At 29.3% G+C, this 14224-nt stretch carries 9 protein-coding genes and 1 pseudogene; all 10 read left to right on the top strand.

Going from position 1 to position 14224, the window contains the following annotated elements; translation table 11 throughout:
- Window positions 1-18: 18 nt before the first annotated feature.
- A complete protein-coding gene (gene nuoG / locus CRV11_RS00555) occupies window positions 19-2748 on the top strand; it encodes an NADH-quinone oxidoreductase subunit NuoG (protein WP_136131396.1) in 2730 nt (909 codons plus the stop codon).
- A gap of 18 nt (window positions 2749-2766) precedes the next feature.
- The gene (gene nuoH / locus CRV11_RS00560) at window positions 2767-3723 is read left to right on the top strand and encodes an NADH-quinone oxidoreductase subunit NuoH (protein WP_136131397.1); all 957 of its coding nucleotides are present in this window, start codon (window positions 2767-2769) and stop codon (window positions 3721-3723) included.
- A 14-nt stretch (window positions 3724-3737) separates the two neighbouring features.
- Complete coding sequence (nuoI, locus tag CRV11_RS00565) at window positions 3738-4280, top strand: NADH-quinone oxidoreductase subunit NuoI (protein ID WP_136131398.1); 543 nt, start codon at window positions 3738-3740, stop codon at window positions 4278-4280.
- Between the two features lie 10 nt (window positions 4281-4290).
- Entirely contained in the window at window positions 4291-4809 is a 519-nt protein-coding gene (gene nuoJ / locus CRV11_RS00570; protein ID WP_136131399.1) for an NADH-quinone oxidoreductase subunit J, read from the top strand.
- A gap of 33 nt (window positions 4810-4842) precedes the next feature.
- On the top strand, window positions 4843-5142 hold the full coding sequence (nuoK, locus tag CRV11_RS00575) for an NADH-quinone oxidoreductase subunit NuoK (RefSeq protein WP_136131400.1): 300 nt from the start codon (window positions 4843-4845) through the stop codon (window positions 5140-5142).
- Window positions 5139-6977: an NADH-quinone oxidoreductase subunit L gene (gene nuoL, locus CRV11_RS00580; protein WP_136131401.1), complete on the top strand. Its 1839-nt coding sequence runs from the start codon at window positions 5139-5141 to the stop codon at window positions 6975-6977. Before nuoK ends, nuoL begins: the two co-directional genes overlap by 4 nt.
- A gap of 135 nt (window positions 6978-7112) precedes the next feature.
- Window positions 7113-8627: an NADH-quinone oxidoreductase subunit M gene (gene nuoM / locus CRV11_RS00585; RefSeq protein WP_136131402.1), complete on the top strand. Its 1515-nt coding sequence runs from the start codon at window positions 7113-7115 to the stop codon at window positions 8625-8627.
- Window positions 8628-8641: 14 nt separating this feature from the next.
- The gene (gene nuoN / locus CRV11_RS00590; RefSeq protein ID WP_136131403.1) at window positions 8642-10111 is read left to right on the top strand and encodes an NADH-quinone oxidoreductase subunit NuoN; all 1470 of its coding nucleotides are present in this window, start codon (window positions 8642-8644) and stop codon (window positions 10109-10111) included.
- A 163-nt stretch (window positions 10112-10274) separates the two neighbouring features.
- On the top strand, window positions 10275-10589 hold the full coding sequence (locus CRV11_RS00595; RefSeq protein WP_136131404.1) for a DUF883 family protein: 315 nt from the start codon (window positions 10275-10277) through the stop codon (window positions 10587-10589).
- 402 nt (window positions 10590-10991) lie between these two features.
- A pseudogene (gene gyrA, locus CRV11_RS00600) lies at window positions 10992-13523 on the top strand (DNA topoisomerase (ATP-hydrolyzing) subunit A); the annotation flags it as partial.
- Window positions 13524-14224: the final 701 nt, after the last annotated feature.

Genomic DNA, 14224 nt, shown 5'->3' on the forward strand with positions numbered 1-14224 from the left:
TTATGGAAGAAAGTCAATATGTCTATAATCCATGTAGACGGTAAAAAATATATAGTAAAAGAAACAGATAATTTATTACAGGCTTGTTTATCTGTTGGTCTTGATATTCCTTATTTTTGTTGGCATCCTGCTCTAGGAAGTATTGGAGCTTGTAGACAATGTGCTATTAAACAATTCCAAAATTCTGAGGATAATATTGGTCGTATTGTAATGTCTTGTATGACTCCTGCTTGTAATGGAAGCATTATTTCAATCAATGATAAAGAAGCAAAACAATTTCGTAAAAATATTATAGAATTATTAATGATAAACCATCCTCATGATTGCCCTGTTTGCGAAGAAGGTGGTAATTGTCATTTACAAGATATGACAGTTATGACTGGACATAAAATTCGTCGATACCGTTTTACAAAACGAACTTATCAGAACCAAGATTTAAGCCCGTTTATATCTCATGAAATGAATCGTTGTATCACTTGTTATCGTTGTATACGTTACTATAATGACTACGCTGATGGTAAAAATTTAGGAGTTTATGGAGCAAATAACAATATTTATTTTGGTTGTGGGGAAGGTGAAATACTTGAAAATGAATTTTCTGGAAATTTAATTGAAATATGTCCAACAGGTGTATTTACTGATAAAACCAGTTTAAAAAAATACAACCGAAAATGGGATATACAATTTTCACCTAGTATATGTCAACATTGTAGTATTGGTTGTAATATTAGTGTTGGTGAACGTTATGGTGAAATATGTAAAATTGATAATCGTTATAACGGTTCTATAAATCATTATTTTCTTTGTGATATGGGACGTTTTAGTTATGACTATATAAATAATAAAACTCGGCTAAATCAACCTATGTATTTACAGGGTTGTAACTGGAATACAATTAATTTAGAACAGGCAGTTGATTTAGCTGCAGATATTATAAAGCAATCGAAAAGAATCATTGGAATCGGGTCATCTCGTGCTAGCATTGAAAGTAATTTTGCTCTTAAAAAATTAGTAGGTGCTAAAAATTTTTCCACTGGTGATTTAAAAATTGAACAAGAATGTATTGAAATGGTAATAAAAATCCTTAATGATGGCGGTTTATATACTCCTTCATCAAGCGAAATAGAAAACTATGATGCTATATTAATATTAGGTGAAGATATTAGTCAAGTAGGTACACGCATTGCTCTTTCTGTAAGACAAGCAATTAAAAGTAAAAGAAGTAAGATAGCAGAACAAAACAAAATACCTTACTGGAATGCAACAGCTGTGTTTAATAGTGGTCAGTATAACAAATATCCTTTGTTCTTAACTGGTGTTAAAAAAACCAAACTTGATGATTTAGCTACCTGGAGTTATTATGCGTCTATTGAAGATCAAGCGCGTTTTGGTTTTGCTTTGGCACATGAATTATATTCACAAGCACCTGTAGTCGATGGAATAAAAAGTGACTTAAAAAATCAAGTGCATCAAGTAGCACAAGCTTTAATAAATGCTAAAAAACCATTAATTATATCTGGAACTCATTCAGGTTCTGTTGCAATTATAGAAGCATCAGCTAATATAGCTAAAGCTTTGAAATACAGGGGAATCAAAGTTGGCATTACGCTATTAGTTAGCAATGTAAATAGTATTGGTCTCAATTTAATAGGTGGTAATGATTTAGAAACTTCTTTAGAACAATTTAATAAAGGTGAAGCTGATTTGTTGATGATAATGGAAAATGATCTCTATCGTCAGGCACCTAAATCTTTATTAGATACGATACTATCAAATCCTAATAATGTTATTGTAATAGACCATCAAAATACTTTTACAGCACAAAAAGCTGGGTTAATACTATCAACTACCAGCTATGCCGAAAGTAGTGGTACTGTAATTAATTATGAAGGCAGAGCTCAACGTTTTTTTCAGGTATATGATCCTTCATACTATGATAATAAAGTTATAATGCCTACAAGTTGGTATTGGTTACATTCCATAGATAGTAAAATTAAAAACACACAATCACTTTGGAAAAATTTAGATGATGTAATCGATTGTATAATTAAAGAATTACCACATCTTAAAGGTATTAAAGATGCAGCTCCTGATTCCAATTTTCGAGTTCATGGTCAAAAACTAGCCCGCGTTCCATTTCGTGCTAGTGGTCGTACAGCTGTACGTGCTAACATAAATGTACATGAACCCCGTCAACCACAGGATATCAATACCATGTTTGCTTTTTCTATGGAAGGAAATAATGAATCAAAACGACCTTGCTCACAGATTCCTTTTGCTTGGGCACCTGGTTGGAATTCTAATCAAGCATGGAATAAATTTCAAAACCAAATAGGAGGACATTTATATAATGGTGATCCTGGAACACATATTTTTCATAATAATGATGATAAAAAATCCCTTCCTTGGTTTAAATTTAAATCTACTTCGTTGATTGATCATGATATGATGCGTTTAGTACCGATTTATCATTTTCTATCAAGTAAAGAAATGTTTCAATATTCTTTAACATTAACACAGCTTACATTTAAACCCGTATTAGTCCTTAACAATAAAGATGCAATTAGATTGGGTTTTAAAGAAGATACCATAGTAGAATTTAATTGTATAAATGAAACATGGCGTTTTCCTATAAAACTGTCATCTACTATCCAAGCTGGTTTAGTAGGAATTCCTATAGGCATGCCTGGAATACCACTTTTCTTGATAAACAAACAAATTTGTGGCTTGCGGATGATAGTAGATTGATGAGAGATATTTCTATGAATGTGTATAAATACAATGTCAAATATACTTAAACCTATTGTGATTTTTTTGATGTTACTATCTTGCGGCGCTTTTATGATCTTTTATGAGCGTCGTTTATTAAGTTTATTTCAAAATCGTTATGGTCCTAATCGCGTTGGATGGGGAGGTTCATTACAGTTATTAGCTGATATGATCAAAATTTTTTTTAAGGAAGATTGGCTGCCGACATTTTCTGATAATATATTTTTTATAATAGCTCCAATTATTTCTTTTGTTTCTATTTTGCTAGTGTTTGTTATCATTCCAATTTCGCCAGATTGGTTAGTTATTGATTTAAATATTGGGGTGTTGTTCTTTTTGATGATGGCAGGTTTATCAGTTTATGGAATATTATTTGCTGGTTGGTCAAGTAACAATAAATATTCTTTGCTTGGGGCTGTAAGAGCTGCGGCCCAAACTTTGAGTTATGAAGTGTTCCTAGGTTTGTCAATTATGGGTGTAGTTATTCAGTCTTCTTCTTTTAGTACTTGTGATATTATAAAAAATCAGGAACATATATGGAATATCATTCCTCAGTTTTTTGGTTTTTTAACTTTCTGTATTGCAGGTACTGCAGTTTGTCATCGCCATCCTTTTGATCAACCAGAATCTGAGCAAGAATTAGCTGACGGTTATCATATTGAATATTCAGGGATGAAATTTGGGATGTTTTTTATTGGTGAATATATAGCATTAACTACTATTTCTGCAATGATAGTCACTTTGTTTTTAGGTGGGTGGCAAGGACCATTTTTATTTCCGTGTTTTTGGTTTTTTATTAAAACAATGTTTTGTATAAGTATGTTTATTTTAGTTCGAGCTTCATTGCCACGTCCAAGATATGATCAAGTGTTATCATTTGGATGGAAATTATGCTTACCTTTAACTTTGATTAATTTATTAATAACTGCTGCATTGGTTTTGTATACCATGTAGCAAAGGATAATTAAATGAATTTAAAAGATATTATCGTTGCTACAGTAACGATAATACGCAGTATATTTTTAACAAGTATGAATGCTTTTGCAAAAAGGGAAACTCATCTATATCCCGAAGAAAAAGTATATTTATCACCACGTTATAGAGGTAGAATCGTGCTAACACGCGATCCGGATGGACAAGAACGTTGTGTTGCATGTAATTTATGTTCAGTTGCCTGTCCTGTTGGATGCATTGCTTTAAAAAAGAACGAAACTGAAGATGGGAGATGGTATCCAGAATTCTTTAGAATTAATTTTTCAAGATGCATATTTTGTGGTTTATGTGAAGAGGCATGTCCAACTACTGCTATTCAGCTAATTCCAGATTTTGAGTTTAGTGAATTTAAACGCCAAGACTTGGTATATGAAAAAGATGATCTGCTGATTTCTGGACCTGGAAAATATCCGAATTATAATTTTTATCGTATGGCAGGAATGTCTATTAAAGGAAAAAACAAAGGTGAGGCTGAAAATGAAGAAATCCCAATTGATGTTAAAAATTTATTACCTTAAGGAGTAATAAATGAAAGAATTTATTTTTTATTTTTTTAGCTTATTGGCAATTATAACTACTTTATGTGCGGTTATTCATACTAATCCAATATATATGTTATTATATTTAATCGTTTCTCTACTATCAGTTGCCTGTATTTATTTCTTAATAGGTGCTTATTTTATTGGTGCATTAGAAGTTATTATATATACTGGTGCAATTATGGTTTTATTTGTTTTTGTAGTAATGATGTTGAATCTAGGTAAAGTTACTAAACAATTAGAATACCAATGGTTGAAATCTTCTAGATGGATTATTCCAACTTTTGTATCTATGTTATTACTAGCTGTAATTATAAGTTCTATTATTAATAATAAAACTCAAAAAATCAGCAATAAAATTTTTAATGTGAAAGAAATTGGTATTAGTTTATTTGGACACTACATGATCTTGGTAGAATTAATATCAATTCTACTTTTAGCAAGCTTAATAGTTGCATTACATATTGGCCGAAAAAATAATTTAGAAAAATTATTTGGTAAACAATAAATTGTATAATATAACAATTAACAAGGGGGCTTCATGATCAACTTACAACATGGATTAATCCTTGCAGCTATATTATTCATAATCGGACTAACTACCTTGATGATACGCCGAAATCTAATATTTATTTTAGTTGGTTTGGAAATAATGATTAATGCTTCAGCATTAGCATTAGTACTTGCAGGTAGTTATTGGGGACAAGTGGATGGCCAAATAATGTATATAATGGCAATTAGTGTTGCTGCTTCTGAAGCTAGCATTGGTTTAGCACTTTTAATTCAATTACATCGCTATGGACCTTTGAATGTTGATGCTATGAGTGAGATGCGAGGATGAATCTTATATATTTAACGATAATATTCCCATTGTTAGGTTTTTTATTATTATCTTTTTCTAATGGTTATTATTCTGAAAGAATATCCTCATTAATAGGAGTAAGTTCAATAGGATTATCAGGAATAATAACGATACTTGTAGGATATAGTTTCTTTCTTAACAATCAAGTTATATATTCGCAAATTTTATGGAATTGGATGCATATTGGTAATTTTAATGTAAGTATTAAATTAATATTAGATGGTTTATCTTTAGCAATGCTTTCTGTAGTAACTGGAGTGGGATTTTTAATTCATTTGTTTTCATCTTGGTATATGCAAGGTAAAGAAGGATACTCACGTTTTTTTGCATACACTAATTTATTTGTTGCCAGTATGATTATACTAATACTAGCTGATAATTTGCTTCTTATGTTTCTTGGTTGGGAATGTGTAGGTTTTTGTTCTTACTTACTTATAGGTTTTTATTACAGTAATTTAAATAATTGTAAAGCCGCTATAAAAGCATTTGTTACTACTAGAATTGGAGATGTTTTCCTAATAATTGCAATCATAATGATATACAATACAATGGGTACAATTAATTTCCTTGATATATCTAAGCTAGCAATATCCAACTTTTCCATTAACGATTATAAGATACATATAATTACAATGCTTTTGCTATTAGGTGCAGTAGGCAAATCAGCTCAATTACCTCTACAAACATGGTTACCTGATGCTATGGTTGGTCCTACACCGGTTTCAGCATTAATTCATGCAGCAACCATGGTTACAGCAGGAGTATATTTAATTGTCCGTACCCATTCTTTATTCTTGCTAACACCAGAAATTTTAAATTTAGTTGGTATAATTGGCGCTTTCACTCTAATGATAGCAAGTTTTTCTGCTTTAGTGCAAGCTGATATTAAGCGAATCCTTGCATATTCTACTATGAGCCAAATTGGATATATGTTTTTGTCATTAGGTTTAAGAGCATGGAATTCTGCTGTTTTCCATTTAATAACTCATGCTTTTTTCAAAGCTCTACTCTTTTTATCAGCAGGTTCTTTAATCACGTATTGTAATCATGAACAAAATATTTATAAAATGGGAGGTTTAAAAAAAAGTTTGCCTTTCTTATATATGTGTTTTTTGGTAGGTGGCTCTTCGTTATCTTCTGTTCCATTGATTACTGCAGGTTTTTATAGTAAGAAAAATATTATATTTAGTACACTAACCAATAATAATATTTCTTTAATGTCAATTTGTTTATTTGGTTCATTGTTAACTGCTATATATACGTTTCGTATGATTTTTACTATATTTCATGGCAGAAAAAAAATAATCTTAAAACCATGTGATCATGGTATTAATTACTATATACCTTTGTTTGCTCTATTATTATTATCGACATGTATAGGAGGGTTATTTAGACCACCTTTAGGAGCAGTCTTTCCTAAAAATAATTTTAATGAAACTGGCGCTTGGATATTAGAAATAATTTCTAGTATATTAATTTTTACTGGGATTGCAATAGCTGCTGTGTTATTTTCAAAGAAATATAATGTAATAAATAAAATCATAAATAGTTATTTAAGTAATTTTTTTTGCATTTTATGGTATAAATCCTGGGGATTTGATTGGATTTATGATAAATTATTTGTTAAAACATATTTATTAGTTGCATTTCTTCTTAGATCAGATCCTTTAAATACTTTATTTGATTATTTAGGATCATTTTTATGTTTTATTAACAACAGATTATTAATCATTGAGAACGGCTATTTACGATGGTATATTTTATCTATGAGTATAGGAGCATTAGCAATGCTCATTTTTATTTTAACTAGCTAATCTGATATTAAATGTATCTATCACTGATATTAAATGTATCTATCACTGATATTAAATGTATCTATCACAATATAGAATAGAAAGAAGCATTAATATGAAAACAAAATACAAATCATTTATAAAGGAATATACCACGTGTTACTATTATATCTCATTATAATTCCTTTTATCGGGGGATTATTATGTGGTTTATCTCAGTTTTTTTCGTTTTTAAATAGTAAAATTCCTCGTTTTATTGCTATGTTATCTACAGGATTAATTCTATTAGTTTCATTACAACTTTGGAAAAATGGTAATTATTCTGTTGTTAAAGCATCTGGTATTCCTCAATGGCAATTAAGTTTCTGTATACCATGGATCCCGAGATTTGGAATTGATTTTAACTTAGCATTAGATGGTCTCTCTTTGCTTATGTTAATTTTAACCGGTTTTTTAGGTATTACAGCAGTGCTGTGTTCATGGAATGAAATTAAAAAATATCAAGGTTTGTTTTATTTAAATTTAATGTGGATTATAGGTGGTGTAATTGGTGTTTTACTTTCTATTGATATGTTTTTATTTTTCTTTTTTTGGGAAACAATATTAATTCCAATGTGTTTTCTTATTTCATTCTGGGGTTATAACAAATCTACTATAAAAATTAGAATTAATGCAACTACTAAATTCTTTATATATACCCAAATTTCTGGTTTACTTATGTTAGCAGCGATCATTGGCTTAGCTTGTATGTATTATAAATCAAATAGTATATGGACATTTAATTATGAAAAGTTATTAAAAACTCCAATGTCCCATAATACAGAATATATGTTAATGTTGGGTTTTTTTATTGCATTTGCTATAAAAATGCCTATAGTACCATTTCATGGTTGGTTACCAGATACTCAAAGTCAAACATCCAACTCTGGTTCTGTAGATTTAGTAGGAATCTTAATAAAGACTGCTGTTTATGGTATGCTGAGGTTTACTATCCCATTATTTCCACATGTATTGTCAGAATTTTCTTCTATTATGATGTGTTTAGGTATTATTAGTATTTTTTATGGAGCTTGGATAGCTTTTTCACAAACTGATATAAAACGTTTGATTGCTTATTCATCAATTTCTCATATGGGTTTTATACTTATTGCTATCGCTGATCATAGCGAATTATCAATGCAAGGTATGGTTGTCCAAATGATATCTAATAGTCTTTCAACAGCTGCACTTGTTGTTTTATGTGGTCAACTGTGTATGCGGACAAATACGCGAGATTTAAGTAATATGGGAGGATTATGGTCTAAAATTAATTGGATTCCAGGAATATCATTATTTTTTATAGCGGCTAATTTAGGTTTACCAGGAACAGGTAACTTTGTAGGTGAGTGTTTAATTCTAATAGGTAGTTTTAAAACAGCGCCAATAGTTGTTACTATTGCAACATTTGGTTTGGTGTTCTCTTCAATTTACTCATTAGTTATGATATATCGAATTTATTATGGAACATCAGTGTTCAATGATACTTTGCCAAAAATATCATTGAAAGAATTTGTAACTATTGTAATATTAGCTATTTTGTTGATATTATTAGGTATGTATCCGCAGCCTATTTTTGATACTGCGTTTATTCCGATAAATAATATTCAGAAATGGTTGGATATTTCTGTTTAAGGCTATAATTTATCATGATAACAGTTCCTAATCAATTAATAGCATCTTTGCCGTTAATAGTTATTGGATGCACAATATTGATTTTATTGGTTTTTATTTCCTGGCGTCGTAATCATCTATGCACTGCCTTATTAACATGTATTTGCTTAGTATTATCTTGTTCATCTCTTTATTTTGTGAATAATGTTTCTTCCATAGATATAATGTCTTTATTATATGTGGATAGCTATTCTATTTTTTATACTATATTAATAATTATATCAACTTTAACTACTAGTCTTTTTGGGTATGTTTGGTTAAGTAATTTTTTAGATCATCAAGAAGAGTTTTATATATTATTACTTATTTCAACTTTAGGTAGTATTATATTAGTTAGTACAAACAACTTCGTTACTTTATTTTTAGGAATAGAACTCTTATCTTTACCTTTGTTTGGTTTGATAGGGTATACTTTTCATAAAAAAACATCTCTAGAAGCATCTATAAAGTATACTATTTTATCAGCAATGGCTTCGTCTTTCTTGCTTTTTGGAATTGCTTTTATTTATTTTAATTGTGGTGATTTAAATTTTTTATTAATAGGAGCAAAATTTATCAGTAACGATTTAATAAAGGAACCGTTGTTTTTAATTGGTTTTGGTATGGTAATTACAAGTATTGGATTTAAACTATCTTTAGTGCCATTTCATATTTGGACTCCAGATGTTTATCAAGGTGCCCCTGCATCAGTTTCTGCTTTTCTATCTACAGTAAGTAAAATTTCTATATTTAGTGCAATTACACGTCTATTTATTTATATACCTATTACAAATAGCATGGCTATTACTAATAGTTTAGTCATGATAGCTTTTATGTCAATTTTATTAGGTAACATCATGGCGATGTTTCAGCAAAATATAAAAAGACTATTAGGTTATTCATCTATTTCCCATTTTGGGTACTTATTAGTATCTTTAATCGCATTAAAATACAAATGTTTATCTTTAGAGTCTTCTGGGATTTATATTATTAGTTATTTGATAAGTATTTTAGGAGTATTTGGAATAATAGTTTTAATATCTCGCAATGTTTGTCCCACTAAAGATGCTGATTCACTCTGCTATTACCGTGGTTTATTTTGGCAAAATCCTATTTTATCTACAATAATGACTATAATGATGCTATCAATGGCTGGCATTCCATTAACATTAGGTTTTATTGGAAAATTTTATATACTTTCACTAAGTATGATAACACATTTGTGGTGGTTAACTGTGGCAATTATAATCAGTAGCATCATAGGTGTTTATTATTACTTAAGGATAACATTAAGTTTTTATCAATATCCATCTAAAATAAATAATTACATTATATCAAATAATTGGATTTTTACTCCTTTAGGTATTATATTATTAATTATTGCTATTCTAAACTTTTTATTAGGTATTTATCCTCAACCTTTGATAAATTTAATGCAATTTGTTCATGCAATAGCACATTGTTAATGTATGAAAATTATATATCATTTAGCTGAAAAAATTAAACCATTGTTTTATATGATTAACTACCAATTATATTTGAATTGTTTATTAAAAGTACTTATTGGAACCTTAATATAATTTTCATATATATTTAAAAGTGCTTGCAGTTTTTACCAAGGAGAGAATAATGTTAAAACGATCTGTATCTTCTGAGGGTAGCAGCATAATTAATGATTTAGAACTAATGACTGATACATTAGAAGAAATCTTAAGATCATCGGGTGATTTATCCGATCAAGGTTATATTGATTTAAAAAAGAAAGCAGAAAAAATTTTGCATGATGTAACATCTCGTACTAATAAGCTATCAAAAGATTACTATTCGCGTATAAAAAAGACTGCTTATTGTGTAGATGACTATTTACGTGAAAAACCATGGCATGGTGTAAGTATTGGAGCTGTTGTAGGATTATTGGCAGGTCTATTATTAACACACCGATAATTTATTCTGTTCGTGTTATAATGTTATAGACGGTGGGTTTATACTCACCGTTTTATTTTGCTTTAATGATAATATTGATTCACATATTATATCTCGTTATGTGTTATTAAAAGAACGATATTAAAATATAATACTGAAATCAATCATTATATTTACTATAATTAACACACATAATAGAGGTGCAATAATAACAAGTAAAAATAGCAATTTTTATCATTATTTGGTATCATGTTCTGGTATTGAATATTGCTAATAGCAATATATCAATAAAATACACGTAAAAAAATATATTAAATATTATAATCAAAATTAATCAAACTAAATAATTCAATTAAATACTAATTTATTTGGTTCATATTATGCATCTTAAAACCGGCTTAAATCGAAAGGAATTTTAGGTCAATGAGTAGTTCTGCAAAAGAAATCATACCGGTTAGTCTTGAAGAAGAACTTAAAAATTCTTATTTAGATTACGCAATGTCTGTTATCATTGGTAGAGCTTTGCCTGATGTACGTGATGGTTTGAAACCGGTACATCGGCGTATACTTTATGCCATGAAAGAATTAGGCAACGAATGGAATAAATCGTATAAAAAATCTGCTAGAGTAGTTGGTGATGTTATAGGAAAATATCATCCACATGGTGACTCTGCTGTTTATGATGCTATAGTAAGAATGGCCCAATCTTTTTCTTTGAGGTACATGCTAATAGACGGACAAGGTAATTTTGGTTCTATAGATGGCGATTCTGCAGCTGCAATGCGTTATACTGAAGTAAGAATGTCGAAAATTGCTCATGAAATGTTAGCAGATTTAGAAAAATCTACAGTTGATTTTAGCCCAAATTACGACGGCACTAATACTATTCCAAAAGTCTTACCAAATAAAATTCCTAATTTGTTAATCAATGGTTCATCTGGCATTGCTGTCGGTATGGCAACCAATATCCCTCCTCATAATATTCGAGAAGTTATAAATGGTTGTTTAGGATACATAAAAAATGAAAATATTTCTGTAAAACAACTTATGAAATATATTCCAGGACCGGATTTTCCAACTGCAGCGATTATTAATGGGCAGCAAGGAATAGAACAAGCTTATAGAACTGGACGTGGGAAAATTTATATCAGAGCGCGTAGCAAAATCGAATTAGATATAAAAACAGGTAGAGAAATAATCATCATTCATGAACTTCCTTATCAGATAAATAAAGCACATTTGGTTGAAAAAATAGCCGAATTGATTAAAGAAAAACGTATAGAAGGTATAGTTGTATTACGTGATGAATCCGATAAAGATGGCTTACGTATAGTACTGGAAATAAAAAGAAATGCAGTAGCTGAAATTGTATTGAACAATCTGTATTCGTTGACACAATTGCAAACCTCTTTCAGTATTAATATGGTAGCATTACATAATAATCAACCAAAAATTATGTCTTTAAAAGAAATTCTAGGGGCTTTTATATGTCATCGTAAAGCAATCATTACGCGTAGAACTATATTTGAGCTAAATAAAGCTAGAGAGCGAATACATATTCTTGAAGGATTATTAACTGCATTAGCTAATTTAGATGTAGCAATTTCTTTGATTCGTTCAGCAAATACACCTGTAGAAGCCAAATCAAATTTGATTTCAAAAATGTGGCATTTTAGCAGCGTTAAATTTCTTTTGAAAAAGGTAGGTGATGATTTTATAAACCATGTATTTAAAAATACATTTGATAAAAATGCAGGATATAATCTTACGTTAAAGCAGGTTCAATCTATTTTAGATTTACGTCTCCAAAAACTCACTAATCTTGAATCTAGTAAATTAATACATGAGTATAAAGATTTAATTAATCAAGTATCTAGGTTAAATAATATTTTAAATACCTCTGAAATTTTAATTAATGTTCTTAGTGAAGAATTAGAAAATATTCGGGATCAATTTGGTGATGCACGTCGTACAGAAATTATGACTAATAGTGTTAACATTAATACAGAAGATCTTATTAACGAAGAAGACGTTGTTGTTACTTTATCTCATTACGGCTATGTTAAATATCAGCCTATAAGGGACTATGAAGCTCAACGACGAGGAGGGAAAGGAAAATCAGCTGCTCGTATTAAAGAAGAGGATTTTATCTCTTGTTTATTGGTGGCAAATACTCATGATATTATTTTGTGTTTTTCCAGTAAAGGAAGATTATATTGGATGAAAGTATATCAATTACCTGAAGCAAGTCGTATATCTAAAGGAAGACCAATAGTAAACTTAATACCATTAGAAACTAATGAAAGAATAACTGCCATTCTTCCTGTCAGAGAATATACAGAAGGATTTAACATATTTATGGCAACAGCTAGTGGAATAGTTAAAAAGACTCCTTTAAAAAAATTTAGTAGACCACGTGAAACGGGTATTATTGCAATTAATTTACAAAAAGAGGATGAACTAATTGGTGTTGCTCTGACTAGTGGATACGATGAGGTTATGTTATTTTCTGCTTTAGGTAAAGTAGTTCGATTTTCAGAAGTTGCAGTACGAACTATGGGAAGAGCTGCTTCAGGAGTTCGTGGTATTAAAATGATAGAAGGTGATCTTGTTGTTTCATTAATAATTCCTCGAAAAGAAGGTGCTATTCTTACTGTAACACAAAATGGCTATGGCAAAAGAACTAAAAATGATCAATATCCAATAAAATCACGTGCCACCAAAGGAGTAATATCTATAAAAGTAACTAATCGCAATGGACCAGTAGTAGGTGCTATTCAAGTAGTTGATAATGATCAAATTATGATTATAACTGATGCAGGAACATTAGTAAGAACAAGAGTATCTGAAGTTAATATTATCAGTAGAAATACACAAGGGGTAATTTTACTTCGTACTGCAGAAAACGAGAAGGTTGTTGGGCTTCAGAGAATTGCTGAACAAGTAGTAGATGACATTAGTCTTGTTAAAGATACTTAACAAATCAAAATAAATTAATAAGTGAATCTATATTATTTTAGAAGAAAATAATATTTTTTATCTACTAGCACGTACAATTGAATTTTTAATTACAGTTGAAAACTGTTACACAGTGATGAGATTTTTTCAAAAAAATTCTTTTGATCTAATCAAATTATCGTATGAATAGATTTTGATAGAATTAAATCTTATGCCAATCATATTCACAATCTAAAAAAAAGCAATTACCTCTATTGTTCCTTCTAAAAAAGGTATTCAACAAAAATAATGAATAAACTAACATTGATGAAATATCTTGTCATCAAAAAAATATTTTTTTTGATTTATATTAAGAATGATCACGATAAAATAAATAATATTAATTAACATATAGTATAGATAATCATAGTTTATATAACTTAGATATTATTGGTTAATAATATACTAAATGATATTTTCAGGTTTTTTGAAAAATTTATTTAAAATATATATTATGTAGTACGTTATACAGAGATAATTATTACGAATAATGAAGATAAAAATTTATTATTGTAAGGCTATTTAAAATATCCAGCGATACTTGTAAATAAAAACCATACAAATATTTACATCATAATGAATAAAAACATTAATAATATTATATGTAATAGATGATAATAAAATTGCTTTAAAAACATGAATTTTATGTGTAATAAAGC

This window comes from Candidatus Pantoea edessiphila (genome assembly GCF_002933335.1).
Lineage (GTDB): Bacteria > Pseudomonadota > Gammaproteobacteria > Enterobacterales > Enterobacteriaceae > Pantoea_C.